The organism is Streptomyces sp. GD-15H, from assembly GCF_045291515.1.
Taxonomy (GTDB): Bacteria; Actinomycetota; Actinomycetes; order Streptomycetales; family Streptomycetaceae; genus Streptomyces.
Genome location: NZ_CP149447.1, coordinates 1,017,113 through 1,043,986 on the forward strand (window position 1 = coordinate 1,017,113; position 26,874 = coordinate 1,043,986).

At 71.2% G+C, this 26,874-nt stretch carries 24 protein-coding genes, 2 tRNA genes and 2 pseudogenes; 15 read left to right on the top strand and 13 right to left on the bottom strand.

The annotated features are described in order from the left end of the window. The first annotated feature begins 77 nt into the window (after positions 1–77). Positions 78–2,080: pseudogene (locus tag WJ438_RS05030) on the top strand (CHAT domain-containing protein). Positions 2,081–2,332: 252 nt separating this feature from the next. Here the strand turns inward: WJ438_RS05030 and WJ438_RS05035 are convergent. The 3 genes from WJ438_RS05035 to WJ438_RS05045 all read right to left on the bottom strand — a co-directional run bounded on the left by WJ438_RS05035 (position 2,333) and on the right by WJ438_RS05045 (position 4,080). Then, on the bottom strand, positions 2,333–3,271 hold the full coding sequence (locus WJ438_RS05035; protein ID WP_406724137.1) for a TauD/TfdA dioxygenase family protein: 939 nt from the start codon (positions 3,269–3,271) through the stop codon (positions 2,333–2,335). A gap of 423 nt (positions 3,272–3,694) precedes the next feature. Continuing rightward, positions 3,695–3,768, bottom strand: a tRNA-Pro gene (locus WJ438_RS05040). A gap of 129 nt (positions 3,769–3,897) precedes the next feature. Beyond that, a complete protein-coding gene (locus WJ438_RS05045) occupies positions 3,898–4,080 on the bottom strand; it encodes a hypothetical protein (protein WP_406724138.1) in 183 nt (60 codons plus the stop codon). A gap of 179 nt (positions 4,081–4,259) precedes the next feature. Here WJ438_RS05045 and WJ438_RS05050 point away from each other — a divergent pair, with 179 nt between their 5' ends. Beyond that, positions 4,260–5,423, top strand: coding sequence for a Gfo/Idh/MocA family protein (locus WJ438_RS05050; protein ID WP_406724139.1), 1,164 nt, complete (start codon positions 4,260–4,262; stop codon positions 5,421–5,423). A gap of 3 nt (positions 5,424–5,426) precedes the next feature. Here WJ438_RS05050 and WJ438_RS05055 read toward each other — a convergent pair whose 3' ends face one another. Together WJ438_RS05055 and WJ438_RS05060 are read right to left on the bottom strand one after the other, a co-directional pair. Beyond that, positions 5,427–6,041: a TMEM175 family protein gene (locus WJ438_RS05055; protein WP_406724140.1), complete on the bottom strand. Its 615-nt coding sequence runs from the start codon at positions 6,039–6,041 to the stop codon at positions 5,427–5,429. 75 nt (positions 6,042–6,116) lie between these two features. Beyond that, positions 6,117–7,151, bottom strand: coding sequence for a LacI family DNA-binding transcriptional regulator (locus tag WJ438_RS05060; RefSeq protein ID WP_406724141.1), 1,035 nt, complete (start codon positions 7,149–7,151; stop codon positions 6,117–6,119). A gap of 114 nt (positions 7,152–7,265) precedes the next feature. On the opposite strand from WJ438_RS05060, the gene WJ438_RS05065 reads away from it, so the two are divergent. The 3 genes from WJ438_RS05065 (at position 7,266) to WJ438_RS05075 (ending at position 10,339) form a co-directional block, all read left to right on the top strand. After that, on the top strand, positions 7,266–8,453 hold the full coding sequence (locus tag WJ438_RS05065) for a phytanoyl-CoA dioxygenase family protein (RefSeq protein ID WP_406724142.1): 1,188 nt from the start codon (positions 7,266–7,268) through the stop codon (positions 8,451–8,453). A gap of 19 nt (positions 8,454–8,472) precedes the next feature. Continuing rightward, entirely contained in the window at positions 8,473–9,249 is a 777-nt protein-coding gene (locus WJ438_RS05070; protein ID WP_406724143.1) for an SDR family oxidoreductase, read from the top strand. Between the two features lie 85 nt (positions 9,250–9,334). Beyond that, positions 9,335–10,339 (top strand): Gfo/Idh/MocA family oxidoreductase, encoded by a 1,005-nt coding sequence (locus WJ438_RS05075; RefSeq protein ID WP_406724144.1) that lies wholly within the window; start codon positions 9,335–9,337, stop codon positions 10,337–10,339. Between the two features lie 91 nt (positions 10,340–10,430). On the opposite strand, the gene WJ438_RS05080 is transcribed toward WJ438_RS05075, so the two are convergent. The 5 genes and pseudogenes from WJ438_RS05080 to WJ438_RS05100 all read right to left on the bottom strand — a co-directional run bounded on the left by WJ438_RS05080 (position 10,431) and on the right by WJ438_RS05100 (position 15,406). Then, a complete protein-coding gene (locus tag WJ438_RS05080) occupies positions 10,431–11,450 on the bottom strand; it encodes a Gfo/Idh/MocA family protein (RefSeq protein ID WP_406724145.1) in 1,020 nt (339 codons plus the stop codon). A 40-nt stretch (positions 11,451–11,490) separates the two neighbouring features. Beyond that, on the bottom strand, positions 11,491–12,393 hold the full coding sequence (locus WJ438_RS05085) for a sugar phosphate isomerase/epimerase family protein (protein WP_406724146.1): 903 nt from the start codon (positions 12,391–12,393) through the stop codon (positions 11,491–11,493). Between the two features lies 1 nt (position 12,394). After that, positions 12,395–13,306 carry an ATP-binding cassette domain-containing protein gene (locus WJ438_RS05090; RefSeq protein ID WP_406724147.1) on the bottom strand — a complete coding sequence of 304 codons (912 nt, stop codon included), beginning with the start codon at positions 13,304–13,306 and terminating at the stop codon, positions 12,395–12,397. 5 nt (positions 13,307–13,311) lie between these two features. Beyond that, positions 13,312–14,387, bottom strand: a pseudogene (locus tag WJ438_RS05095) (ABC transporter permease). Continuing rightward, entirely contained in the window at positions 14,387–15,406 is a 1,020-nt protein-coding gene (locus tag WJ438_RS05100) for a sugar ABC transporter substrate-binding protein (RefSeq protein ID WP_406724148.1), read from the bottom strand. The pseudogene WJ438_RS05095 and the gene WJ438_RS05100 overlap by 1 nt, the downstream one beginning before the upstream one ends. A gap of 319 nt (positions 15,407–15,725) precedes the next feature. On the opposite strand from WJ438_RS05100, the gene iolC reads away from it, so the two are divergent. The 5 genes from iolC (at position 15,726) to WJ438_RS05125 (ending at position 21,300) form a co-directional block, all read left to right on the top strand. Next, positions 15,726–16,724, top strand: coding sequence for a 5-dehydro-2-deoxygluconokinase (iolC, locus tag WJ438_RS05105; RefSeq protein ID WP_406724149.1), 999 nt, complete (start codon positions 15,726–15,728; stop codon positions 16,722–16,724). A gap of 14 nt (positions 16,725–16,738) precedes the next feature. Beyond that, positions 16,739–17,614 carry a deoxyribose-phosphate aldolase gene (locus tag WJ438_RS05110; RefSeq protein WP_406724150.1) on the top strand — a complete coding sequence of 292 codons (876 nt, stop codon included), beginning with the start codon at positions 16,739–16,741 and terminating at the stop codon, positions 17,612–17,614. A gap of 84 nt (positions 17,615–17,698) precedes the next feature. After that, on the top strand, positions 17,699–18,592 hold the full coding sequence (iolB, locus tag WJ438_RS05115; protein WP_406724151.1) for a 5-deoxy-glucuronate isomerase: 894 nt from the start codon (positions 17,699–17,701) through the stop codon (positions 18,590–18,592). After that, positions 18,589–20,460, top strand: a complete 1,872-nt coding sequence (gene iolD / locus WJ438_RS05120; protein ID WP_406724152.1) for a 3D-(3,5/4)-trihydroxycyclohexane-1,2-dione acylhydrolase (decyclizing) — start codon at positions 18,589–18,591, stop codon at positions 20,458–20,460. The genes iolB and iolD overlap by 4 nt, the downstream gene beginning before the upstream one ends. A 54-nt stretch (positions 20,461–20,514) precedes the next feature. Next, entirely contained in the window at positions 20,515–21,300 is a 786-nt protein-coding gene (locus WJ438_RS05125) for a GntR family transcriptional regulator (protein WP_406724153.1), read from the top strand. Here the strand turns inward: WJ438_RS05125 and WJ438_RS05130 are convergent. Then, on the bottom strand, positions 21,290–22,096 hold the full coding sequence (locus WJ438_RS05130; RefSeq protein WP_406729593.1) for a DUF427 domain-containing protein: 807 nt from the start codon (positions 22,094–22,096) through the stop codon (positions 21,290–21,292). The genes WJ438_RS05125 and WJ438_RS05130 overlap by 11 nt on opposite strands. A 340-nt stretch (positions 22,097–22,436) precedes the next feature. Continuing rightward, positions 22,437–23,099 carry an NUDIX domain-containing protein gene (locus WJ438_RS05135; protein WP_406724154.1) on the bottom strand — a complete coding sequence of 221 codons (663 nt, stop codon included), beginning with the start codon at positions 23,097–23,099 and terminating at the stop codon, positions 22,437–22,439. Between the two features lie 287 nt (positions 23,100–23,386). On the opposite strand from WJ438_RS05135, the gene WJ438_RS05140 reads away from it, so the two are divergent. From WJ438_RS05140 to WJ438_RS05160, 5 genes are all read left to right on the top strand, one after another. After that, a complete protein-coding gene (locus WJ438_RS05140) occupies positions 23,387–23,722 on the top strand; it encodes a hypothetical protein (protein ID WP_406724155.1) in 336 nt (111 codons plus the stop codon). A 126-nt stretch (positions 23,723–23,848) separates the two neighbouring features. Then, positions 23,849–24,484, top strand: coding sequence for a TetR/AcrR family transcriptional regulator (locus tag WJ438_RS05145; RefSeq protein ID WP_406724156.1), 636 nt, complete (start codon positions 23,849–23,851; stop codon positions 24,482–24,484). Between the two features lie 115 nt (positions 24,485–24,599). Then, positions 24,600–25,538 carry an NADP-dependent oxidoreductase gene (locus WJ438_RS05150; RefSeq protein ID WP_406724157.1) on the top strand — a complete coding sequence of 313 codons (939 nt, stop codon included), beginning with the start codon at positions 24,600–24,602 and terminating at the stop codon, positions 25,536–25,538. 56 nt (positions 25,539–25,594) lie between these two features. After that, positions 25,595–26,071 (top strand): ester cyclase, encoded by a 477-nt coding sequence (locus WJ438_RS05155; protein WP_406724158.1) that lies wholly within the window; start codon positions 25,595–25,597, stop codon positions 26,069–26,071. A 203-nt stretch (positions 26,072–26,274) separates the two neighbouring features. Further along, complete coding sequence (locus WJ438_RS05160; protein ID WP_406724159.1) at positions 26,275–26,451, top strand: hypothetical protein; 177 nt, start codon at positions 26,275–26,277, stop codon at positions 26,449–26,451. 220 nt (positions 26,452–26,671) lie between these two features. Here WJ438_RS05160 and WJ438_RS05165 read toward each other — a convergent pair. Continuing rightward, positions 26,672–26,745, bottom strand: a tRNA-Pro gene (locus WJ438_RS05165). Between the last annotated feature and the right edge of the window lie 129 nt (positions 26,746–26,874).

The following is a 26,874-nucleotide window of genomic DNA, read 5'->3' on the forward strand; positions in this document are numbered from 1 at the left end:
CCTGTGGAGCGCGGTTGCGGAGCACTACCATCCGTGGGGTGACAGCGGGAAGCGAATCGGTGCTGGAACTGCTGCCGATGGTGTTCGCCGACCCGGGCGAGGCCCTGGCGAGGGCGGAACAGGTGCTGGGCGACCGTCCTCCGCCGCTGCACGCGTCCGTCGCCCACCAGGTGATCGGCATCTGGCAGCGGGACTTCGGGGACATGCGGCTGACCCTGACCCATCTGCGGCGGGCCCGGGACTGCGCGGCGCGCGCGGACTCGGCCGAGCGGGAGGCGGACGTCCTGGCCACGCTCGGGGTCGCACTGGTGCACGCGGGGCGCACCCGGCAGGGCCTGGACGCGCTGGGGCGCGGCATCGAACGGGGTACGGGGCACACGCGCGCGCGTGTGCTGTACCGCCGCGCGTACGTGTGGTGGGTGCTGGGGCACCACAAGGAGGCACTGGAGGACGTGCGGCGGGCGATCGCCGTACTGCGGCAGGCGGACGACGTGATCTGGACGGCGCGAGCGCTGACGCTGCGCGCCACGGTGCATCTGGCACTGGGCGCGGTGGAGCGGGCGGACGCCGCCTTCACCGCGGCGAAGGCGCTGTGGGACACCACGGGCCAGGAGCACGACAAGGCGGACGTCGTGGAGAGCCGGGGGCTGGCCGCGTTCCGGTCCGGTGACGTCCCTGCGGCACTCAGGCTGCTCGACGAGGCGGAGGAGCGCTACGCCAAGCTCGGCACGCCGACGTTCATGCTCGACGTCCGCCGCTGCGAGGTGCTGATGGCCGCCGGGCTGGCGTCCGAGGCGCTGGCCGGGGCGGACGCGGCGGTCAGGGCGCTCGACGGGATCGGCGGCCAGTCCACGCGCAAGGCGGAGCTGCTGCTGGCCGCCGCGCGGGCCGCCCGGCTGGCGGACGACCCGCAGACGGCGACCGCCCGCGCGGCACTCGCCGTACGGCTGTTCGCGGGTCAGCGGCGCACGTGGTGGGAGACGCACACGCGGCTGGTGCTGATCGAGGCCCGGCACGCGGCCGGGCGCGGTTCGGGACGGCTGGTCGCGGAGGCGGCGAAGGTGGCCGACCGGCTGGCCGCGTTGGGCGCGCCGGAGGCATCGCTGCTCGCGGGCCGGATCGCGCTGGAGCTCGGGTGGATGGCGGATGCCGAGCGGCATCTGGCGGTCGCCGCCCGCAGCAGACGCAGCGGACCCCCGCTCGCGCGGCTGACGGGCTGGGCGGCACAGGCGTTGCGGGCGCAGGCCGCCGGGTCGGCGCGGGGCGTCCTGGAGGCCTGCCGACGGGGGCTCGACGTGCTCGACGACCACCGGATGACGCTCGGCGCGTCGGAGCTGCGCGCGCGTGCCACCGCGCAGGGCGCGGAACTGGCCGCCCTGGCCCAGCGGGCCAGCCTGGTGTCGGGCGGGCCGCGGCGGCTCCTGGTGTGGAGCGAACGCTGGCGGGCCACCGCGCTGTCCGCGCCGCCCACCCGGCCGCCCGCCGACCCGGCGCTGCTCAGCGGCATGACCGCCTACCGGGAGGTCGTCGCCCGCGCGGAGGAGGCCCGCAGGGACGGCAGGGCGGTGCCGGCGCTGGAGCGGGAACGGCGTCGTCTGGAGCGGGAGATCCGCTCCCGGACCCTGCACATGCGCGGTGCGGCGTCCGAGGGCGGGGCCGGCTCGACGTCGGGCGCCGGTTCGACGTCGGCCGGCTGTTGCGGCGGCTGGGCGAGAGCGACGACGCACAGCTGGTGGAGCTCGCCGTGCTCGACGGGCGGGTGCAGGTGCTGCTGTGCGGGCGGGGGCGGGTGCGGCGGTTCGAGGCGGGGCTGCTGGCCCCGGCGGAGACCGAGGCCGAGCATGTGCAGGCCGGGCTGCGGCGCCTCGCCCATCCGGGGGCGGAGGCACGGCTGCCGGTGGTGGCGTGCAGCGCGCCCGTGAACGAAGCGGCGGTGGTGCCGCTGATGCTCGCGCTGCACAAGGGACTCGGAGCCGGCCTGTCCCTCGCGGAGTCCCTCCGCGACGCACGAGCCGCTCTGCCGGCCGACGCGGTGCACCGGGCCACCGGCTGGGCCTTCTCCGCGTTCGGCGCGGCGTGAGCACATGCGCTGGACGCACGGGGGGAGTCGGGTGAACGGCGGTCATGTGCTGGTGACGGCACCGACTCGCCGCACACACGGATGCCACGGCCGCTGTCCGGCGCCGGGAGACGGTCACCCTCGGGGAGGGTGACCGTCTCCCGGCCCACGCCACCCGCCGGACCGGACATGCCTCCGGGCGTCGGGGAACGCCTTGCGCGGGTGCTTCGTGACACGGACCAGGTGGACGTGCGGTGGGACCGGTGGGCTGGATCAGTAGGGGCGGTCACCGGCGATGGCGACGCGTTCGGCGACACGGCGCTCGCGGCCGTAGTCGTAGACGGCGTAGTGCTGGGTGGCGCGGTTGTCCCAGAAGGCGATGTCCCCCGGCTGCCAGCGGAAGCGCACCTGGAACTCCGGAACGTGCGCCTGCTGGAAGAGGTACCGCAGCAGCCGGTCGCTCTCGTCGCGGGCCATCCCTGTGATGTGGGTGGTGAACGAGGTGTTCACGAACAGCATTCGCCTCCCGGTCTCGGGGTGGGTGCGCACGACGGGGTGTTCCACGGGCGGGAACCGGTCCTGATGCGGGATCAGCCGCTCGGGCCCGTAGAACCTGGCGAAGCCGGGGATGAAGTCGTGCACGGCCCGGGCGCCCTCGATGCGGTCCTTCACTTCCTGGGGGAGGTTGTCGTAGGCGGCCGCCATGTCCGCCCACATGGTGTCCCCGCCGAACGGGGGCACCTCACGCAACTGGAGGACGGCGCCGAGCGCGGGCCGCTCCCGGAAGGTCACGTCGGTGTGCCAGACGTTCTCGTAGGTCGGGGTGGCCGAGTCACGCTTGTCGAAGCGGACGACGTCCTCGGTGGAACCGGCGGCGAGCAGCGGGTTCGTCTCCAGCTCGCCCCAGTGGCGCGCGAAGGCGCGCTGCTGATCCGAGGTGAGGTGCTGGGCGCGGAAGAACAGCACCTTCCACTCCAGGAGAGCCCGGTTGAGATCCTCGCGAAGCGCGGCACCGAGCGGGCGTGAGAGGTCGACACCCCGGATCTCGGCGCCGATCGTGCGCGTCTGCGGGACGACGTCGAACCGTTCGTAGGGGCGCTCCTCCCACCCCTCGGGCAGCCGACGCAGCGTGCGCCGCCCCTCGTACATCCCGTCCTGCGGGATGCGCGCTTCGCGGAGGCCGACGGCCGGTCCAGCATGTGTGACGGTCATGAAGTGCTCCTTTTCGCCTCTGCTTCGCCACGGTGTCCGGCGTCCGCGGCACACAGGGGTGCGGACGGTCCGAAAGCTGCCGGAACGGCCGGGCAAGATGGTGTCCACAGCGTCCGCCGGGAAGACCGGTGAGGCGCTGCGGTATACGAGGTGCGTCGAGCCTGCGGCTCGGAGACAGCCGGTTATCGACCGGAGCGTTCACAACCAGTTCGATCCGGGACGCGCAGAGGCCCCGTCATCGTGTTGAACCGATGTGTAGTCATGGCAAGGATTGTGTGATCTTCGCCCTCTTCTGTCAACGGACCGTACACGGGGAGGGCACGGCGGGCGCGCGGGAGTCAGGCGGCACTCTCCCTGCGGAGGGTCGCCAAGGGCCGGTTTCGAATGTCTCCGAAACCGGCCCTGACCTTCGACTCTCACGAGTCGGGACGACAGGATTTGAACCTGCGACCCCTTGACCCCCAGTCAAGTGCGCTACCAAGCTGCGCCACGTCCCGATGCGGCCCACGGGCGAACCGCGTGATCACGTACGTCAATCCTACCCCATGCGAGGACGCCCCCAGGACTTCGGGCGGCGGCTGCCGCACGGTGCGGAATGACCGGCTGTCAGCCGCGCAGCGCGTCGATCACGCTGCTGGGGCGGGCGCGCACAGGCGACTGAACCCGGAGTGGGTGAGGCATTCGCCGGCGGCCACGGCCTCGGCCATCGCCGTGCCCGGCTCGGGGAGTTGGTCCAGCCTCGCGGGCGAGCCCGTTCTCCACCGGTCGTTGGCCAGCGCCGCGTCGCGGCGCAGGATCGCCTGCCGCAACCGTGCGGCGGCATGCCGGCCGGAACGTCGGTGCCCGGCCAAGTCCGCCCGAGCACCGGAGAGCGGCCTCCGGCACCCTCCCTTGACACCCTCACCCGCACACACTCAAGGTTTGTCTGGACAAGGATGGACGGAAGCGGGAACGGTCCGGTCACGGAACGGTCCGAGGAAAGGCTCTCATGGTGGATACGCTCGGTGTCGCCGTCATCGGATTCGGGTGGATGGGACGGGTGCACACCCAGGCGTACGCGCGCGTACCGCACCACTATCCGCGGCTCGCCCTGCGTCCGGAGCTGATCGCGGTCGCCGAGGAGGTGCCGGGCCGGGCCGAGGAGGCCGCCGCGCAGTTCGGGTTCGCCTCGGCCACCCGCGACTGGCGTGAGGTGGCCGCCGATCCGCGGGTGCGGGCGGTCAGCATCACCGCCCCGAACTTCCTGCACCGCGAGATCGGCGTCGCGATGGCCAAGGCCGGAAAGCACCTCTGGATCGAGAAGCCGGTCGGGCTCAGCTCCGAGGACGCCCGCGCGGTTGCCGACGCCGCCACCCGGGCCGGCGTCCGGAGCGCGGTCGGCTTCAACTACCGCAACGCGCCCGCCGTCGAGACGGCCCGCGCGCTGATCGCCTCCGGCGACATCGGCACGGTCACCCATGTCCGCATCCGCCTGTTCAGTGACTACGCCGCCCATCCGGAATCCGCTCTGACCTGGCGGTACGAACGGGAGCGCGGCGGCAGCGGAGTCCTCGGCGACCTGGCCTCGCACGGCGCCGACCTGGCCCGTTTCCTGCTCGGCGACCTCGCCTCCCTGACCGCCGACACGGCGATCTTCCTTCCCGAACGGGCCCGCCCGGCCGGCGCCACGGCCGGCCACTCCCGCGCGGCCGGCGGCGCACTCGGCCCGGTGGAGAACGAGGACTATGTCAGCTGCCTGCTGCGCTTCGCCTCCGGCGCGCGCGGCGTGCTGGAGGCCTGCCGGGTCTCGGTCGGCGAGCAGAACAACTACGGCTTCGAGGTGCACGGCACCGAGGGCGCGGTGTTCTGGGACTTCCGCCGCATGAACGAACTCGGTGTCAGCCGCGGCACCGCCTACCAGGACCAGCCGGTGAGCACGGTCCACGTGGGCCCGGGTGACGGCGAGTTCGGCGCGTTCCAGCCGGGCGCCGCGAACGCCATGGGCTACGACGACCTCAAGGTCATCGAGGCCCACCGCTTCCTGCGCTCCGTCGCCGAGGGCGTCCCGTACGGCGCCACCCTCGCCGACGCCGTGCACAGCGCGAACGTGCTGGACGCGATGGCCCGGTCGGCCGAGCAGGGGGCATGGGTGGCGGTGGACGCGGCGCCGTGAGCGTCAGCCGGAAGCCGACTCCTCCCTGCGGCCCAGCCAGGCCTTGACCGGGATCAGCACCAGCCACCACCACATGGCGGCGGGTCCGATCAGCAGGGCCAGCGGGATGGTCACGAGGAACACCGCCACCGTCACGCCCAGGTCGATGGCGGAGAGCGTCTCGTCGCGCGCAGGGGCCGCGTCGCCGCGCAGCCAGGGGCGTCGGGCGAGGAGGGCGGCCAGCGCGAGGTGGACGCCGCCGAGGGAGGCGACCGCCGTCGCGTAGATGACGACGGAGGCCCGTTCGTCGCCGTACTCCGAGAGCAGCGCGGTGGGGAACGGCAGCAGTGCCGCGAGGCCCAGACCGAGCACGGTCAGCGAGATCACCTGGCCGTCCACCTGCCGGACGGTGCGGAACAACGCGCGGTGGCCGCGCCAGAACCCGGCCAGCACGAACAGGCTGATCGCGTAGGCCCCCAGGTTGGGCAGCAGCCCGCGCAGCGCCTCGAGGTACTCCCCGGAACGCAGTCCCTGCGGCACGGAGAGGTCGAGGACGAGCAGCGTGATGGCGATGGCGAACACGCCGTCGGCGAGCGCCAGCAACCGCTCGGGCCCACCCTCCGGGGTCGGATTCCTCATGCGCACGACGGTAGGCAGCGTCGGCCCGCCGGACGGGGATGCACACGCGGGCCGCGGCCCGTTCACCGCGGACGGTCACCCGGCCACCGCCTGCGGCGGCATGTTGTACGGCGTGACCACCTGGATCGCGGACGGCAGGGTGGGACCGGCGGGCGGCAGGGCCCCGTGCGCGCGCATCACGATGTGGCACGCCTCGCGCAGGTCCTGGCGCAGGTCGTGGTGGAGCACGGCGGACAGCCGGTGCTCGCGCAGCAGGCGGGTGTTGTCGTGGTCGAGGTCGTGCGCCACGAACACGGCACACTCCCGCCCGGCGTCCTCGAAGGCGCGCAGGGTCGCGATGTTGCCGCCTCCGATCGAGTAGACCGCGCGGATGTCCGGGTCGCGTTCCAGGGCGGCCCGGACGAGGTCGTACTGGGTGGCGTCCAGGCCCTGGCCCTCGGCGATCTCGACGAGGGCGCGCCCGGGGTGCCGGGCCCGCATGGCCCCCCGGAAGCCCATCTCGCGTTCCTCCTCGTTGCGGAAGAATCCGCTGCTGAGGCTGGTGAGCACATTGCCGGGGCGGTCCCCCAGCCACTGGCCCACCAGATACGCGGCGGTGGCGCCCGCCGCGCGGTTGTCGCTGCCGACACAGCCGATCCGGGCGCTCGTCGGCAGGTCGGTCACCAGGGTCACCACCGGGATGCCCGCCGCGGCGAGCCGTCCGACGGCGGCGGTGATCCCGGGAACGTCCGGCGCCTTGAGGATCACGCCCTGCGAGCCGCGTCGGGCGATCCGGTCGAGGACAGCGGTCAGTTCGTCGGCGGGGCCGGTCTCGCGGAAGTGGAAGCGGGAGCGGACCACCGCCGGGTGCAGCGCGGGCAGTTCCGCCTCCAGGGCGGCGCGCACGGCGGTGGAGAACCGCTCGGGCGACTGCATCACGATGTCCACCATGAACGTGCGGCCGACCAGCCGGACCTGGGTGCGCTGCCGGTCCAGATCGGCGATCGCGCGGCGCACCTCCTGCGCGGTGCTGTCCCGCACACCGCCGCGGCCGTTGAGGACCCGGTCGACCGTGGCCTCGCTCAGCCCTGCCTGACGTGCGATTTCCTTGATCGGGAAGGGATGGCCCATGCGCCGGCTCCTGAGACTTCTGAGGGGTTTTTGATGGCTGGCTGATGGTTGTTCGAAGGCTTTGTACTGACAAGAATGGCAGAGCCGAGTCCCCCGTGACCCGAAAGGGAGAAAATGCCCTTCCCCACCGCTTCCACCCCGGCCCAGCCGTCCACGGAGCAGCGGCCCTGGCTGTCCGAGCAGGACTGCGACCTGGACGCCTTCCGTGCCCTGGTCGAGCAGACCACGGACCCCGCCGACTACCCGCACGCCTCGGCCGTGGAGCAGAACGTGCTGCTCTACGACGCCGACCGGCTCGCCCTCGCGGACCGCCGCGACGCGCAGGCCGAACTGGCGCGCGCCCTCGCCGGCGGCCCCGGCGTCGTGGTCGTGCGGGGTGCCTTCCCCGACCCGGCGGTCGTGGACCGGGCCACCGCCGTGTTCGACGCCCTGATCGCCGAGCAGCGCGCCACGGGTGCCACCGCCGGCGACCACTTCGCCAAGCCAGGCGCCAACGACCGGGTGTGGAACGCCCTGGAGAAGACCGCCCTCCACGCTCCGCAGACCTTCGCGGACTACTACGCCAACGACGTGATCGCCCTGGTCTCCTCGGCCTGGCTCGGCCCCGGCTACCAGGTCACCTCCCAGATCAACGTGGTCAACCCGGGCGGCGCCGCCCAGACCGTGCACCGCGACTACCACCTGGGCTTCCTCTCCGACGAGGTCGCCGCCGCCTACCCGGCGCATGTGCACCGCTTCTCCCCCGTACTCACCCTCCAGGGCGCGGTCGCGCACTGCGACATGCCCGTCGAGTCCGGTCCCACGCTGTATCTGCCGCACTCGCAGAAGTACGGGCCCGGCTACCTCGCCTGGCGGCTTCCCACGTTCCAGGCGTACTTCGAGGAGCACCACGTGCAGTTGCCGCTCGCCAAGGGCGACGCGGTCTTCTTCAACCCGGCACTGTTCCACGCCGCCGGCGCCAACCACTCGGCGGACATCCGTCGCATGGCCAACCTGCTCCAGGTGTCCTCCGCGTTCGGGCGGGCCATGGAGACGGTGGACCGCGAGGCCGTGACCGGAGCCATCTACCCGGCGCTGCTCAAGGGCCGGGCGGAGGGCGCCGACGAGCAGTGGCAGGAGAACGTGATCGCGGCGAGCGCCGAGGGCTACCCCTTCCCCACCAACCTCGACAACGACCCGCCGGTCGACGGTCTGGCCCCGCCTTCGCAGGCCGACCTCGTGCGGCGGGCGCTGCGCGAGGGCTGGACCGCGCGAACCCTGCGGGATGCGCTGCGTGCCGGTGCCAAGCGGCGCGACAGCTGAAAGGACCCGGAACGCAGTCATGGGACTTCTCGACGACAAGGTCGTCCTCGTCAACGGCGGCAGCCAGGGCGTCGGTGCCGCCCTCGCGCGGGCCGCGGTCCGCGAGGGGGCGGTCGTGGCCGTCACCGGGCGCCGGGCCGAACCCGGTGAGGCCCTGGTGGCGGAGCTGGCCGCCGCGGGCGGCAAGGCGATGTTCGTCCGCGCCGACCTGGCGGACGCCGAGCAGGCGAAGGGGTCCGTCACCCAGGTGGTGCGGGCCTACGGCCGGGTCGACTGCCTGGTCAACTCGGCGGGGCTGACCTCCCGCGGAACATTGCTGGACACCACACCGGAGCTGTTCGACCAGCACATCGCGATCAACCTCAAGGCACCGTTCTTCGCCATGCAGGCCGCCGTGGCGGACATGGTGCGGCGCGAGGAGCCCGGCACGGTCGTCAACATCATCACGTCGTCGGCGCACGGCGGGCAGCCGTTCCTGGCGCCCTATGTCGCCGCGAAGGCCGGGCTCGTCGGCCTCACTCGCAATACGGCCCACGCCCACCGCTGGGACCGGATCCGGATCAACGGCCTCAACATCGGCTGGACGGCGACCGAGGGCGAGGACGCGACCCAGCGCACCTTCCACGCCGCCGGGGACGACTGGCGCGAGCGGGCTGCCGCCCGGCTGCCGATGGGCAAGCTCGGCCAGCCGGACGAGATCGCCGACTTCGTGGTCTTCCTGCTGTCCGACCGCTCCGGGGTGGTCACCGGCTCCGTGATCGACTGGGACCAGAACGTCCTCGGCGGCCTCGACTGACGGACCCCGCCCGGCCCTCCCCTCCCCCACACAAGAGCGCACCCGCACGTCGCACCCGCACTCCGCACCCAAGGAGCACCACCCCATGCGCATCGGAATCCTCGGCCTCGGCCGCATCGGCGCCTTCCACGCCGAGACCCTCTCCGGGCTCGACGCCGTCGAGTCGCTCATCGTCTCCGACCCGTTCGCGGACGCGGCGAAGGCCGCCGCCGACCGGTTCGACGCCGAGGTCGCCGACTCCCCCGAGGCCGTGCTCGCGGCCGGGGTGGACGGCGTGGTGGTCGCCGCGGCGACCGACGCCCACCCGGGGCTGATCCTCGCCTGTGTCGAGGCGGGCGTCCCCGTGTTCTGCGAGAAGCCCGTGGCCGGCACGATGGCCGAGGGCGTACGGGTGCTGAAGGCCGTCGAGGGCCGGGACGCGCCGATCCAGATCGGCTACAACCGCCGCTTCGACGCCGCCTTCGTCGCCGCGCGGGCCGCCGTGCACAGCGGCGAACTCGGCACGCTGCACACCGTGCGTTCCACCACGCTGGACCCGGCGCCGCCGCCGGCCGCGTACATCGCCGCCTCCGGCGGCATCTTCCGCGACTGCTCGGTGCACGACTTCGACGTCATCCGCTGGGTGACCGGCCGCGAGGTGACCGAGGTGTACGCGGTCGGCGGCAACCGGGGTGCCGACCACATCAAGGAGGCGGGCGACGCCGACACCACCGGCGCGCTCCTCACCCTGGACGATGGCACCATCGCCGTGGTGTCCAACAGCCGCCACAACGCGCGGGGTTACGACGTCCGCATGGAGATCCACGGCTTCAAGGACTCCATCGCGGTCGGCCTGGAGGACAAGATGCCGCTCCGGTCGGTGGAGCCGGGCGTGACGTTCCCCTCCGGCACCCCGCACGACTTCTTCATGGACCGCTTCGCCGCGGCCTACCGGGCCGAACTGACCGCGTTCACCGAGGTCGTGGCCGGGTCCCGTCCCTCTCCCTGCACGATCGAGGACGCCCTGGAGGCAGGCTGGATCGCGGAGGCGTGCACCCTCTCGCTGCGCGAGCACCGTCCCGTCACGCTCGAGGAGGCACGCCGGGCATGAGCGGTGGTAGGCACTCCTGGACTCCGGTGACATGAGCAACGTGTGTGGGGGCAGCCCTTCGGAGGACGGCCCCCACACACATCACGTCGCCTCACCGGTACAGCGCGGGCTTCTCCGCCAGTTCGACCGCGACCCGGCCGCCTTCCTCCAGGGCCCGGACGCCGGCCTCGCAGACGGCGGCCGCCGCGTAGCCGTCCCAGGTGCTGGGGCCTGCGACCTCGCCCCGGCGGGTGGAGTCGACCCAGGCCTGGAGCTCGTCGTCGTAGGCCTGGGCGAAACGTTCGCTCCAGTCCTGGGTGATGGTGCCGCCCCAGCGGCCGGCCATGTGGGTGACCAGGTCGTGGCCGTCGCCGACGCGGGCGGTGCCGCGTTCGCAGACCACCTCGGCCTGGACCTGGTAGCCGAAGCCGCAGTTGACGAAGATCTCGACGTCACTGATCGCGCCGCCGTCGGTCTCCAGGACGACGAACTGCGGGTCGCGCAGCCCGTCCGGGGCGCCGGTGGAGGGGGTGGGGCGCAGCACCGTGACCGCGGTGATCTCGTGGCCCAGCAGCCAGCGGGTGGCGTCCACTTCGTGCGCCACGGAGTCGCTGATCAGCATGGAACTGGTGAAGAACGGCGGGCTGGCCACGTTGCGGTGCCGGTTGTGCAGCATCAGGGGGCGGCCCAGTTGCCCGCTCTCCAGCAGGGCTTTGAGGCGGACGTACTCGGCGTCGTAGCGGCGCATGAAGCCGACCTGGACGCGGCGGTGGCCGAGTGCCTGTTCGGCTTCGAGGACGCGCAGCGCGGAGGCCGCGTCGGGAGTGAGCGGTTTCTCGCACAGCACGGGCAGGTCGTGCTCGAACGCGGTGAGCAGGGCCGCCTCGTGGGCCGGTCCCGAGGAGGCGATGAGTACGGCGTCGACGTCGGCCGCCGCCATCGCGGCGGCCGGGTCGGTGTGGGCGGTGCAGCCGTCGACGCCGGCGGCCACCGCCTTGGCCCGTTCCGCGTCGATGTCGACGACGGCGGTGACCCGCGCGCCGCTGATGACCCGGTCGATCCGGCGCACATGGTCCGCGCCCATGCGGCCCGTTCCGATGACGGCGATTCCCAGGGGTCCGTGCCGGTTCATGTCGTCGCCTCCCCTTTCCGGGTGGTCGGGCGCCAGACCGTCAGGCGCCGCAGGAGCGCAGGAAGTTGCGGGTGCGGACCGCGATCGGCAGCGGCTTGTCCGGTTCGCAGGGGTACATGTCCTGCTCGACGATCGCGAACAGGTCCACGTCCAGCTTCTGGGCGGCCGTGAGGACCGGTCCCAACTCCGGTACACCGGCCGGCGGCTCGCACATCACGCCGCGCTGCACGGCGGGGCCGAACGGGATCTCGTCCTTGACCACGCCGGCGAGGATCTCCGGGTCGACCTGCTTGAGGTGCAGATAGCCGATGCGTTCGCCGTAGGTCTCGATCAGCTTGAGGCTGTCGCCGCCGCAGTAGGCGTAGTGGCCGGTGTCGAGGCAGAGGTTGACCAAGGAGGAGTCGGTGGAGTCGAGGAAGCGCTCGACGTGTTCCTCGGTGTCGATGTGGGTGTCGGCGTGCGGGTGGACGACGATGTCGAGACCGTAGGTGTCCCGCACCTCCCGGGCGAGGCGTTCCATGCCCGTGGTGAGGTGGCCCCACTGCTCGGTGGTGAGCTCCGGGGCCTCCAGGATCTCGGCGGTCTTGTCGTCGCGCCAGAAGGACGGGATGACGACGAGGTGCTTGGCGTCCATGGCCTGCGTGAGGGAGGCGACCCGGCCGACCTGCTCCCAGGTGGACTCCCACTCGGAGGGGCCGCGGTGCAGTCCGCAGAAGATGGTGCCGGCGGAGACCTTGAGGTCCCGCTTCCTCACCTCGTCGGTGAGGCGGGCCGGGTCGGTCGGGAGGTAGCCGTAGGGGCCGAGTTCGATCCAGGAGTAGCCGGCCTCGGCGACCTCGTCGAGGAAGCGCTGCCAGGGCACCTGCCGCGGGTCGTCGGGGAACCAGACACCCCAGGAGTCGGGGGCGGAGCCCACCCGGATGCGGTCGAGCGCGACTGCCATGTCAGGACTTCCCTTCCGAGGATGCCACTGCGGGGGCCTGGAGGTCTTCCACCTCGGGGAGCTCCTCCACATCGACGCCGCGCACCTGCGCCAACTCGTGCTTGAGAGCCGCGAGTTCGGTGCCGCCGGCCATGTGGTTGGTGAGTTCCTCGAGGGTGACGTCGCTGCGGGAGGCGGAGAGTTCCATGGTGCCCAGGCGCAGGACGCTGAAGTGGTCGCCGACCATGTAGGCGTGGTGCGGGTTGTGGGTGATGAAGATGACGCCGAGGCCGCGGTCGCGGGCGGCGGCGATGTACTTCAGCACCACACCGGACTGTTTGACGCCGAGGGCGGCGGTGGGCTCGTCGAGGATGAGGACGCGGGCGCCGAAGTAGACGGCGCGGGCGATGGCCACGCACTGGCGCTGGCCGCCGGAGAGGGTGCCGATGGGCTGCTCCAGGTCGTCCAGGACGATGCCCATGTTGCGCAGTTCCTCGTCCGCGGTCCTCTTCATCCGCTCGATGTCGAGGCGGCGGACGGGCCAGGGGCCCCTGGTCATCTCGGAGCCGAGGAAGAAGTTGCGCCACACCGGCATCAGCGGGATGACGGCGAGGTCCTGGTAGACGGTGGCGATGCCCTTGTCGAGGGCCTCGCGCGGGGTGGAGAACCGTACCGGGGTGCCGTCGACGAGGAACTCGCCCTCGGTGTGCTGGTGCAGTCCGGAGACGATCTTGATGAGGGTGGACTTGCCGGCGCCGTTGTCCCCGAGGACGCAGGTCACCCGGCCGGGGTGGACCGTCAGGTCGACCCCGTGCAGGGCGCGGATGTTGCCGTAGGACTTGCCGGCGCCGCGGAGTTCGACCAGGGGGTGTTCCCCGTCCGGGGCGGTGTCCTGCAGGACGGCACCGTGGGTGCCGGTCATGTCGTCGGTCATCGCTGTCACCTCCGGGTCGCCGTGCGCTGGACCCACAGATTGATGAGGACGGCGCCGAGAAGCATGACGCCGAGGAATGCCTTGAACCAGTCGGGGTTCCAGCCGGCGTAGACGATGCCCTGCTGCACCATGCCGAACATGAAGGCGCCGAAGACCGGGCCGATCGCGGAGCCGTAGCCGCCGGTCAGCAGGCAGCCGCCGATCACCGCGGCGGCGATGTAGATGAGCTCCTGGCCCACGCCCTCGCCGGACTGCACGGTGTTGAAGGAGAACAGCTGGTGCATGCCGACGAACCAGGCGCCGAAGCCGACCAGCATGAACAGCGAGATCTTGGTGAACGTCACCGGCACGCCAACGGCGCGGGCGCTCTCCTTGTTGCCGCCGACCGCGAAGATCCAGTTGCCGTACTTGGTGCGGAGCAGCACCCAGGAGGCGAGGACGGCGAAGACCAGCCACCACACGACGGTGATCTTCACCTGGATGCCGCCGACCTCGAAGCTCGAGGCGAAGACCGCCTTGGCCTGGTCGAAGCCGTCCATGTCGCTGATGTCGTCGGTCGCGACGTTCCCGGTGACCAGCTTGGTCACTGCCAGGTTGACGCCCTGGAGGATCAGGAAGGTGCCCAGGGTGACCAGGAAGCTCGGCAGGCCCGTCTTGACGAGGAACCAGCCGTTGAACATGCCGATCGCGAGGGACACCCCGAGGGCGACGATCACGCCCACCCAGATGTTCATGGTCAGTTGGTAGCTGAGCATGCTCGCGGTGAGCGCCGAGGTGATCACGGCGACACCTGCCGACAGGTCGAACTCGCCGCCGATCATCAGCAGCGCCACCGGCAGCGCCATGATGCCGATGGTCGACGACTGGTACAGGATGTTCGCCATCGAGCTGCCGTCCCGCACCGGCGGGGCGGTGAAGAGGAAGAAGACCAGGACGGCGACGGCGCCGAGGAAGACGCCGACCTCGGGCCGGGCGAGCAGTCGCAGCGCCAGCGGGCGCCGCACCGTCCGGCCGTCGGTCTCCTTCGGGCCGGGGCCGGCGGTGGGATCACCGCCGGCTCAGCCTGTCGGGTCATACTCATCACCGAGTGCCCTTCGCGGCGTACTCGGAGACCGCGTCGACGTTGGACTTGTCGACGAACGCCGGGCCGGTCAGCACCGGCTGCTCACCGCCGCCGCTGTAGTTGCCGTTGTTCTTGTAGAGCCACAGGCCGTCGATGGCGAGGTAGCCCTGGAGGTAGGGCTGCTGGTCCACGGCGAACTCGATGTCGCCGGCCTGGATCGCCTTGGTCAGGTCCTTGTTGAGGTCGAAGGTGGCGACCTTCGCCTCGCTGCCAGCGTCGCCCACCGACTGCACCGCGGTCGGCGCGAACGGGGCGCCGAGGGTGGCGACGTAGTCGATGGCGGAGTCCTGCTTGAGCTTGGCGGTGATCGTCGACTTCACCGACGGCATGTCGGTGCCGTTGACGTTGAGGATCTGGGTCTCGCCCTCGAAGGTCTTCTTCAGGCCGTCGCAACGCTGGGTCAGGCCGACGTTGCCCTGCTCGTGGATGACGCAGACGGTGTTCTTGGCGCCCACCTCGTTCAGCTTCTTGCCGAAGGCCTCGCCCGCGACGGACTCGTCCTGGCCGAAGAACTCGAGCAGCCCGAGGTCCTTCCAGTCGGTCAGACCGGAGTTGAGGCCGACGACGGGTATGCCGGCCTTCCCCGCCTTGCCGATGACGCTCTTGAGCGCGTCCGGCTTGGCGAGGGTGACGGCGATGCCGTCGACCTTCTGGTCGATCGCGTTCTGCACCAGGTTGGCCTGGTTGCCCGCGTTCGGGTCGGCGGAGTAGACGAGCTTGACGTTGTCCTTGGCGGCGGCGGCCTCGGCGCCCTTGCGGACGATGTCCCAGAAGGTGTCGCCGGGTGCCTGGTGGGTGACGAGGGCGATCGTCATGCGGGGCGTGCTCGCCTTGCCCGCCGAGGCCTCGTCCCCGCCTTCCTCCGACTTCTTGCCGCCGGAACCGCTGGAGCAGCCGGCAAGGGTCAGGGCGGCCGCCGCGGCCACCGCGACGAACGGCGCGATTCTGCGGGGGCGGTTGTGAGAAGAGCGGTCCATCTTGCCTGCACCTCACTGTGCTACGCGGAAAAAAGGGCGGGTTTCCGAGGATCCTCCCCGGAGCCTCGGACGTCCGGTCTGTGTCGTGCGAAACGGCTGTCGTGCTGTTGGGACGGGATCCAATCCCTTGACGCACACTCTGTCAATACTTTGTCAAGACATCCTTTCACTAGCTAGTCCGAATGTAAGTACAAACTATTGACATCGTCGCCCTCCGAGACCTACACCTGAGGGGCGGCAGGTCCCTGGTTTTCCACGTCCCCACCGTCGCAGGGCACTACGGGGCCCGCATCCCCAGCAGTTCGAGGAGCTTCGCTCGATGACCGACTCAGACGCACCACAGTATTTCGACCTGATCACCATGGGTCGCATCGGGGTCGACCTTTACCCACTGGAGACCGGCGTTCCGCTGGCGAAGGTCGAAACGTTCGGAAAGTTCCTCGGCGGTTCGGCCGCGAACGTCGCGGTGGCCGCCGCCCGCCTCGGTCGTTCCACGGCGGTGATCACCCGCACGGGAGACGACCCCTTCGGTACCTATCTGCACGAGGCGCTCAAGGAGTTCGGCGTCGACGACCGCTGGGTCACCCCGGTCGCCGCGTACCCGACGCCGGTCACCTTCTGCGAGCTCTTCCCGCCGGACGACTTCCCCCTGTACTTCTACCGTCGGCCCAAGGCCCCCGACCTGGAGATCCACACCGCCGAGCTGGACCTGGCGGCCGTCCGCGCGGCCGGGATCTTCTGGATCACCGGCACCGGTCTGAGCGAGGAACCGAGCCGGTCGGCGACGCTCGCCGCGCTGGAAACGCGTGCCAAAGCGGGTACCACCGTGTTCGACCTCGACTGGCGCCCGATGTTCTGGCGCGATCCAGACCAGGCCCGCCCTTACTACCGCGAGGCGCTGCGGCACGCCACGGTCGCGGTCGGCAACCTCGACGAGTGCGAGGTCGCCACCGGTGTGCGCGAGCCCGAGGCATGCGCCGAGGCGCTGCTGGCGGCCGGTGTGGAACTCGCGGTGGTCAAGCAGGGCCCGAAGGGCGTGCTCGCCGTGCACCGCGACGGCACCCGCGCCGAGGTGCCGCCGGTCCCGGTCGACGTGGTCAACGGCCTCGGGGCGGGCGACGCCTTCGGCGGCTCGCTCTGCCACGGCCTGCTCTCGGGAGGGGACCTGGAGCGGACCATGCGTCACGCCAACGCCGCCGGCGCCCTCGTCGCCTCGCGCCTGGCCTGCTCCTCCGCCATGCCGACCGGGCCGGAGGTCGAAGACCTCCTCGCGCGGGCCGTGCCACCGGGCGACGCGAGCCTGCCGAGCAAGTCCTGAACGGAGTCCTTCCCTTGAACCTCAGCATCTCCGACCTCACCGCGGTCCGGGCCCGGAACCCGGAGGCAGTCGCCGAGGCGGCGGCCCGCCGGGCACGCCGTCCGCTGATCGGCGACAGCGGACGGCTCATGATCGTGGCCGCCGACCATCCCGCGCGGGGCGCGCTCGGCATCGGCGACCGGCGTCTGGCCATGGCCGACCGCGCCGATCTGCTAGAACGTCTCTGCGTCGCGCTCTCCCGGCCCGGCGTCGACGGGGTACTGGCCACCGCCGACGTCCTGGAGGACCTGCTGCTGCTCGGCGCGTTGGAGAACAAGGTCGTCATGGGGTCGATGAACCGCGGCGGGCTGGCCGGTTCGGCCTTCGAGATGGACGACCGCTTCACCGGCCACCGTCCCGAGGACATCGAGCGGTTCGGCTTCGACGCGGGCAAGCTGCTGGTCCGCATCGACTACGACGACCCGGGCTCCCTGACCACCCTGGAGTCCACCGCCCGCGCCGTCGACGCCATGGCCGAACGCCGTCTCCCGGTGTTCGTGGAGCCGTTCATCTCGCGCCGGGTCGACGGCAAGGTCCGCAACGACCTGTCGGCCGAGGCCGTCATCCGTTCCATCACCATCGCCTCCGGCCTCGGCGGCACCTCCGCCTACACATGGCTGAAACTCCCCGTCACCGAGAACGCCGGCGACATGGCGGAGGTCCTGCGGAGCTCCACACTGCCCGTGGTGCTGCTCGGCGGCGAGGTCGGCGACCAGGAGGCCGCGTACGAGCGGTGGGGCAAGGCCCTGAGGCTGCCCTCCGTGCAGGGCATGGTCGTCGGCCGCTCGCTGCTCTACCCGGCCGGCGGGAGTGTGGAGGAAGCGGTGGACACGGCCGTGAGCCTGTTGTGACCGGAAAGCCCGTGGTAACCGGAAAGCCGTAGTGACCGGAAAGCCGTAGTGATCGGAGAGGCTGTTGTGATCGGAAAGGCTGCCATGACCCCTCACCTGCCCGCGGGCAGCGCCCGGACCGGCCCGTACCTCGTCGACATCGCCCCGGAGACCGCAGGCTGGGGCCACGCCGGCCTGCGGGTGCTGGAACTGCCGCCGGGCGGCACCCACACCTTCGACACCGGCGACAGCGAGTGGATCGTCCTGCCGCTCAGCGGCGGCTGCACGGTCGCCGTCGCCGACGACTTCGGCCACGACGCGTTCGAACTGACCGGCCGCACCGGCGTGTTCGACGGCGTCAGCGACTTCGCATATGTGCCGCGCGACGCCCGCGCGACCGTGACCTCGGACGCCGGCGGACGGTTCGCCCTCACCGGTGCCCGCTGCACCCGACGCCTGCCCGCCCGCTACGGGCCTGCCTCCGCCGTCCCGGTGGAGCTGCGCGGCACCGGCAACTGCTCCCGCCAGGTCAACAACTTCGGGGCGGCCGGGGTGTTCGAGTGCGACAAGCTGATCGCGGTCGAGGTCATCACCCCGGGCGGCAACTGGTCGTCCTTCCCGCCGCACAAGCACGACGAGCACCGGCCGGGCGAGGAGTCCGTACTGGAGGAGATCTACTACTTCGAGTTCGCGGACCACGACGGCACCCCCGGCCTCGGCTACCAGCGGGTCTCCCCCTCCGGTCCGGGCCGCGAGACGGACGTGCTCGCCGAGGTGCGCGACGGTGACGTCGTCCTCGTCCCGGACGGCTGGCACGGGCCGTCCATGGCCGTGCCCGGCCACCACATGTACTACCTCAACGTCATGGCGGGCCCCGAGGACGAACGCGCCTGGCTCATCTGCGACCACCCCGGCCACGCCTGGATCCGCTCGACCTGGCCGGACCAGCCCGCCGACCCCCGCCTCCCCCTCTACACCGCCCCCGAGAGGTCCGCATGAGCGCCGCCACCCGCCGACTGACGACCGCCCAGGCCCTGATGCGGTTCCTGTCCGCCCAGTACACCGAGCGGGACGGCGCACGGCACCGGCTGATCGCGGGCACCTGGGGCATCTTCGGCCACGGCAACGTGGCGGGCGTCGGGCAGGCACTCGTCGAGTACGCCGACGTCATGCCGTACCACCAGGGGCGCAACGAGCAGGCCATGGTGCACGCGGCCGTCGCCCACGCCCGCCAGCTCAACCGGCTCTCGGCGCAGGCCGTGACGACCTCGATCGGCCCCGGCGCCACCAACCTGGTCACCGGCGCCGCCCTCGCCACCGTCAACCGGCTGCCCGTGCTGCTGCTCCCCGGCGACTACTTCGCCTCGCGCGCCGCCGACCCGCTGCTCCAGCAGCTGGAGCACCCGGTCGAGGCCGACGTCTCCGTCAACGACACCCTGCGCCCCGTCTCGCGCTACTTCGACCGGATCACCCGCCCCGAGGCGCTGATCGCCTCCGCGCTGAACGCGATGCGGGTGCTCGCCGACCCGGCCGAGACCGGCGCCGTCACCCTCGCACTGCCGCAGGACGTGCAGGCCGAGGCGTACGACTGGCCGCAGGAGTTCTTCACCGACCGCGTCTGGCCCGTACGGCGTCCGGCGCCCGACCCGGCCGAGCTGACGGCGGCCGTGAACGCCGTACGGGCCGCCCGCCGCCCGCTGATCGTCGCGGGCGGCGGCATCCACCACAGCGAGGCCGAGGCGGCGCTCAAGGCCCTCGTCGACGCCACCGGCATCCCGGTCGCCTCCACGCAGGCCGGCAAGGGCTCCCTGCGCCACGACCACCCGGCCGACCTGGGCGGCATCGGCCACACCGGCACCGCGGTGAGCGACGACCTCGCCCGCACCGCCGACCTGGTGATCGGCGTCGGCACCCGCTACACCGACTTCACCACCGCCTCCTGCACCCTCTTCGCCCACCCCGACGTGCGCTTCCTCAACCTCAACATCACCGGCTTCGACGCCCACAAGCTGGCGGCGCACACCCTGGTCTGCGACGCCCGCACCGGTCTCGAGCAGCTGGCCGGGGCGCTGGCCGGGCACCGCGTGGACGCGGCGTACGAGGCGGAGTACCGCGCCGGCAAGGAGCACTGGGAGCAGGTCGTCGAGACGGCCTACCGCGCCGACGACGAGAACGCCGTACCGACCCAGACCCAGGTGCTCGGCGCGCTCGACGCGGTCGTGGGCGACGCGGACGTGGTCATCAACGCGGCCGGTTCGCTCCCCGGCGACCTGCACAAACTGTGGCGTGCGCGCAGCCCGCGCCAGTACCACCTGGAGTACGGCTACTCCTGCATGGGCTACGAGATCCCGGCCGCCCTCGGCGTCCAGCAGGCCGCGCCCGGCACACCGGTCTGGGCGCTGGTGGGCGACGGCACGTATCTGATGATGCCGACGGAGATCGTCACGGCCGTCCAGGAGCGGCTGCCCGTCAAGATGGTGCTGATCCAGAACCACGGATACGCCTCCATCGGCGGCCTGTCCGAGGAGACCGGCGGCGAACGCTTCGGCACCGCCTACCGCTACCGGGCCGAGGACGGCACCTTCACCGGCGCCCCGCTGCCCGTCGACCTGGCCGCGAACGCCGCCAGCCTGGGCATGGACGTGCTGCGCGCCAAGACGGTGCGGGAGCTGCGGGACGCCCTGGCCCGGGCCCGTACCGCCGACCGTCCGACGTGCGTGTACGTCGAGACGGACCCGGCCCCCACCGCTCCTTCGGCCGAGGCCTGGTGGGACGTGCCGGTGGCCGAGGTCGCCTCCCGCGAGGCCGCCGTCCGGGCCCGCGAACGGTACGACGCCCGGGTCTCCGCACGCCGCCGCCACCTCTGATCAGCTCCCGCCCCCGCCCCACCCCGACCGCCCCCTCGACAGGAAGGCACGTCCATGGCGAAGACCGGTGACCGGACCCGTGCCGGGACCGAACCCGCGCTCAGCACACTGGACTTCGCCCTGGACCGGGGCAGTCCGATACCGCTGTACCACCAGCTCGCCCAGCAGCTGGAGGCGGCGATCGAACGCGGCGTCCTCGCCCCGGGCAACCTCCTGGGCAACGAGGTCGACCTCTCCGTACGCCTCGGTCTGTCCCGCCCCACCGTCCGTCAGGCCATCCAGTCCCTCGTCGACAAGGGGCTGCTGGTCCGGCGGCGCGGGGTGGGCACCCAGGTGGTGCACAGCCAGGTCAGACGTCCACTGGAACTGAGCAGCCTCTACGACGACCTGGAGGCGGCGGGACAGGGCCCGACCACACAGGTCGTACGCCATGAGACGGTCCCGGCGCCCGCCGAGGTGGCCGCCGCGCTCGGCCTGGCCGAGGGCGGCGAGGTCGTCCTGCTGGAACGTCTGCGCCGTACCCACGGCCAGCCGGTCGCCCTGCTGTGCAACTACCTGCCGTCGGGACTGCTGGAACTGGACGACGCCCGGCTGGAGTCGACCGGCCTGTACCGCATGATGCGCTCGGCCGGCATCACCCTGCACAGCGCCCGGCAGACCGTCGGCGCCCGCTCGGCCACGCCCAAGGAGGCGTCCCGCCTGGACGAGAAGGAGGACGCCGCCCTGCTCACCATGCAGCGCACGGCCTACGACGACACGGGGCGGCCCGTGGAGTTCGGCAGGCACATCTACCGCGCGTCCCGGTACGCGTTCGACTTCCAGCTGCTGGTCAGGTCCTGAGGCTCGCGCTGAAGGGCGTGACCGGGCGCTGGAGGCGCTCACCGTCCACGGTGAGGTCGACCGCCTCGTTGAAGAAGGCCAGTCGGCCCCTGACCGCGGCCACGGCGGGCAGCGGATCGGGGTAGCTCCACACGATGTTCGGCGGTACGGCGCCCCCGCCGCGCCAGGACCAGTACTGGTCGGCCGTGCCCTTGTACGGGCAGTCGGTGCTGTGGTCCGTAACCTCGAAGAGGTCCAGGCGGACGTCCTGGCGCGGCAGGTAGTAGCGGATCGGCAGGGAGGTCTCGAACAGCAGGACCGGGGACCGGGTGTCGGCGACGACCGTGCCGTCGATCTCGACCCGGACGTGGCGGCTGCTCGGCATGGCGTCCACCCGTGTGTGCGGGTCACGGGGGTGGACGAAGACCTCCTCCTCTTCCTCGTACCAGTGGTCGAGTCCCGTGTCGGTGCGCCGGAACCACTCGAAGGCGAGGTGGCCGGCCAGGTCGTCCGCGGGGAACGTCCAGGCCGCATTCGGGCGCACCCCGCCGCCCGCCTCGAGGTCGTAGAAGACCGTCGAGCCGGTGTGCTTGCCCGTGGGCGGGTCCTGTGCGGGGCGGAGGAGGTCCGTGCGCACCTCCTCGCGGGGGAAGGCGTACTGCGGGACGGGCAGGCGGGGCTCCCAGACGAGGATCGGGTGGCGGCTGTCGACGACGGTGACGTCGCCCGCGGTACCGCGCACCCAGCGCTCGCTGGGCTCCCACAGCAGGCCTTCGGGGGTCGTCCGCATGGCGCGGGCGGCGGGGTGGGTGGTCATGGCCGCACTCCCTTCGGGTGTCCGGATGTCCCTTCCACGGTCCCACCGACGGACGCGGACGTCTCGGTGCGCCCCGTCCAGCCGGGCCCGCTGCTCCGCCGTCAGCTCCAGGTCCACCGCCGCCGGGTTCTCCTCCAGCTGGGCCGTCGAGGGCACCCCGGTCAACGGGACGATCGGCAGCTCGTGGCCGAGGCTGCCGTCGGGGAAGAGGTCCTCCGGCACGTCGGTGCGGGGACGCAGATGGCTGTGCGGGTACTGGAGCACCTCGTAGCCGGGCAGCCCGGCCGCTGCCGCAAGGGCGCGGACCCACTCCACCCGCCACACAACGGCGCGTTGGGGTTCAGCGGGCGAACGGCCCGTCCAGCGCGGCCCATTGAAGTAGCATGATGGTCTTGGCGTCGTTGATCTCACCGGTGCGGATCATCTCCAGGGCCCGGCGGAAAGGCAGTTCGAGGATCTCGATGTCCTCGCCCTCCTCGTCCAGCCCTCCGCCCGCGTGGGTCCGGGTCGAGGCTCCGTAGGCGGCGGCGTAGAAGCTGACGCGTTCGGTGACCGAACCAGGGCTCATGTAGACGTCGAAGACGTGCCGGACGACTCCGATGGTGTGCCCGGTCTCCTCCACCACCTCACGGCGCATGGCGATCTCCGGGTGTTCCTCCTCGTCGTCGAGCAGGCCGCCCGGTGTCTCGATCAGCATGCCGTCGGGGTGGCCGTTGACGTACACCGGGAAACGGAACTGGCGGGTGAGCAGCACGGTTTCCCGTTCGGTGTCGTACAGGAGCATCGTGGCGCCGTTGCCGCGGTCGTGCGTCTCACGTTCCTGGGTGCTCCAGGTCCCGTCGGCGCGCTGGAAGTCGAAGGTCGTCGTGCGCTCGACGTACCAGTGGCTGGACAGCAGCCGCACGTCCCGCACCTTCACCCGCGGGTTTCCGGTCAGATCCCGGCCGGCCCGGTCGAGTCCGGTGCGGCCCCGGCGGTCGGGGCTGTCGATCCCGGCGGTCATCGGCACCCCGCCGGGTGGGAGGACACGCGCAAGGAGGACACATACAGAGTGGTCATGCCCGCTTCTCTCCTCCACGCCCATCCGGGATCACGCACAGACGGCCACGCGGCGCGGCCACGAGCGAAAGGCGGATCAGCGGCGAAGGCCCGCTCCGGGGCTTCGTTTGTCACGCTGCCACCGTACGCCGCCACGACCGGCGAGACAGCGCCTCCGGGAGCGACGCCCGCAGTGGAAGAGGAGTACAGACATTTCGGCGACGCGGCAGGACGCGGCGATCAGTACGTCCCGTGCCCTTCAATCCACCGGGCCATCTCCTCGAACGCAGCAAAGGCAAGTCGAAGACGGAGATCATCCGGTGCCTCAAACGGTACGTCGCCCGCGAGGCTTACTACCTGATCAAACAAGACAGCACCCCGAACAGTCAGTCCGGAGGGGTTGACGTTCAGGAGAGCGTCGCCGGAAGCCACTACCTCTCCTTCGCCCTGGCCACCCACCTCGACCAGGCCGGCACCATACCCTCGGTCGGCTCGATCAGCGACGCCTCCGACAACGCGCTGAGGGAGTCCACGATCGGCCTCTACAGAAGGAGATCCGTACCCGCGGGGAACCGCGTCAGCCGTTGAGCAGGCCACGGGGCACGGCCACCACGTCGCAAGCGCCTCGGCCGCCGGATTCCTGGGCGTCGCCGGTCGAAACACATGCACTATGTATGTTTCTGCGAGGGGGCAGATCGAGAGGGGATGAAAAAAGTGGCCACGAAGGCGAGCTCACGCCGGAGCCAGCAGGAACGTACCAGGGCAACCACGGACGCACTGCTCTCGACCGCTCGCGAGCTCTTCGTCACTCACGGGTTCGCGGCCACCTCGCTCGGTGCGATCTGCGACCGGGCCGGGGTGACGCGAGGCGCGTTCTATCACCACTTCAGCAACAAGGAGCAGATCTTCCGCGAGGTCTACGCGGTGGAACAGAAGGAGCTGGCGGCTGTCGTCCGGCGGGCGTTTTGGACGCAGCGGGATGCGTGGGACGGGATGTTCGCGGGGTGCAAGGCCCTCCTTGAGGCCTCCCTCGAGCCCGCCGTACGCAAGATCACCCTGGTCGAAGCGCCGGGTGCGCTCGACTGGAACGCCATGCGGGACATCCAGGCCGGTTGCAAGGAGCAGATGCGGAGCGGGCTGGCCGTCGCCGTCGAGGCGGGCTGCATCCCCGCCCGCCCCTTGGCCCCGCTCACTTCACTGCTGTACGGCGCGATCTGCGAGAGCGCCCTGGACGTCGCACACGCAGAGGACCAGCGCGCCGCGCTGCGGGACACGCTGACGCAGTTGGATCTGCTGCTCGCCGGAGCGGCCGGTCGTGCGGCGCCGGGCTGCGCGCACAAGGATGAGTAGGTCCCCGCACAGACCTCGCCACCTCCATCCAATTTACATACACACTGTCGGTATGTATGTTCGGGGCACCGGGTAGTCCGTGCACAGAGGGGCGAGTGGTTCGAGCATGCGCGCGATGCAGCAGGCTGAATGGGGTGGCGCCGAGACCATGGCGCTGGTCGAGAAGGAAATGCCCGAGCCGGTGTTCGGCGAAGTACTGGTCAAGGTGGTCGCGGCCGGGGTCAACCCGGTGGATGTCTATACGCGCCAGGGCGTCGCCTACAACCGCGTACTGGACCTGCCGTTCATCAACGGCTGGGATGTCGCCGGAGTGGTGGAGGAAGTCGGCTACGGGACAACCCGTTTCCAGGTCGGCGACCATGTACTGGGTATGCCGTGGTTCCCGCGGGCGGCCGGCGGCTACGCCGAGTACACCACCGCGCCGGCCCGCCACTTCGCTCGTATGCCGGACGGGCTGAGCTTCGCCGAGGCTGCTGCGCTACCCCTGGCCGGACTGACGGCGTGGCAGATGCTCACCGAGGTCGCCCGTGTCGAACCGGGGCAGCGGGTCCTCATCGCGGGGGCGGCGGGCGGCGTGGGCCACTTGGCCGTCCAGGTCGCCAAGGCCCGCGGCGCCCATGTCATCGGCACCGCCCGCGCGGCCAAGCACGCATTCCTGGTCGGCCTGGGAGCCGACACGACGGTCGACTACACCACCGCAGATGTGTCTGCCGCAGTACGTGACGTGGACGTCGTCATCCAGATGTTCGGTGGTCGGCCCGGACTCAAGGCGCTCGAATGCCTACGGCCGGGCGGGATCCTCGTCAGCGGGCAGGCTGCCTGGACCCCCGGACTGCACGAGCGCGCCGCCGAGCTTGGCGTGCGCGCCCGCGGATACCTCGTCGACCCCGACGCCGTGGGCCTCGAGGCGCTCACCGACCTCGTCCGAAAGGGGCGGCTCAAAGTGCACATCGACAAAGAGTTCCCGCTGGCCCGGGCCGCGGAGGCACACCACCTGATAGCCCAGGGCCGCACCACCGGCAAGGTCGTGCTCAATGTCGCCGAACCGGTCTGAGCAGGCCGGCGACCAGGCTCCGTCCCACGTGAACACCGAACTTCCTGGAGGAATAAGTGCGGGAGAGGCACACATCACCGGTTGATGTCGTACGGGCCTACGCGACGGCCAAGAGCCGCGCCGACATCCCGGCGGCGCTGAAGAGCTGTCACCCCGACGTCGTCTTCGAAACGATCCCCTTTCAGGCCGTCGCGCGGGGCACCGAGGAAGCCGCACGGCAGTTCGCCGGCTTCCTGCGTGCGTTTCCCGACTACGACGTCGAGTTGGGGTACCTGCACGGGATGAGCGGTCTGGTGGTCGGCTCCGGAACGATCCGGGCGACCATGGCGGGGCCGCTGGCCGGGATCGACCCCACCGGCAAAGCCTATGCGCTGCCGTTTGCTTGCCACTGGACTGTGCGGGACGGGCTGATCGCCCACGAGCGGTTCTTCTTCGACTTCCATCAGATGTGCGAGCAGCTCGGCCTGTCCACCGACGCCGCGGGAGCCAAGGTCGCCGCCTGGCGGGAACACGCGCAGCGAGCGGCGCGATGACGACGTACGTATGCGTCCATGGGGCCTGGCACGGCGGCTGGTACCTGCGGGCCCGTGTCCGCCGCGCTGCGGAAAGCCGGCCACGAGGTCTTCACCCCGACGCTGACCGCCCGAGAAATGACGGCGCTTCGGATAGGAGGAGGGAGGGTGCCGGCCCTGCTCCCTCACCTGTGAGCTGCGGCCATGCGTGCCACGATGAGCGCATGGGTGGTGGACGCCGGTGCCTGCTCACAGAGAAGACGCCCTTCCCCGACGATCTCGACGAGGGACTGCGCGCCCAACTCACCTTCCTCATAGAGGTGGATCAGCTCCGAACCATCATCCGTCAGTCGCTCCTTGTCGCGGCAGACCGCCGCGAGAACGACGCGGAGCACTCGTGACTCCCCCGGATTAAATCCGGGCAGCTTCTCCTGGCGGTGACTGGGCCACGTCGGGAAGGGCCGGCCCTGAAGCGCGCGCCTGCCGTGCCACTGCGCCGGGGAGCATTCCCTCCGTCCGTTGCGTGCGCGCCGCGCACTGGAGGAGCACTGGTCCGCAAAAACGACCAAGGGGCGGTTCCGGATTACTCCGAAACCGCCCCTGATCTGCGACTCCCTCAAGTCGGGACGACAGGATTTGAACCTGCGACCCCTTGACCCCCAGTCAAGTGCGCTACCAAGCTGCGCCACGTCCCGGTGCGCTCACGTGCGGTGAACCGCGTGATCGCGCGGACAGTACTTTACCCCACGTCCCTGGCTGCGCCGAAGACGGTCCGGGCGCGGGACAATCGACGTATGGGCAGCATGGACAGCACCTCCCGGGAC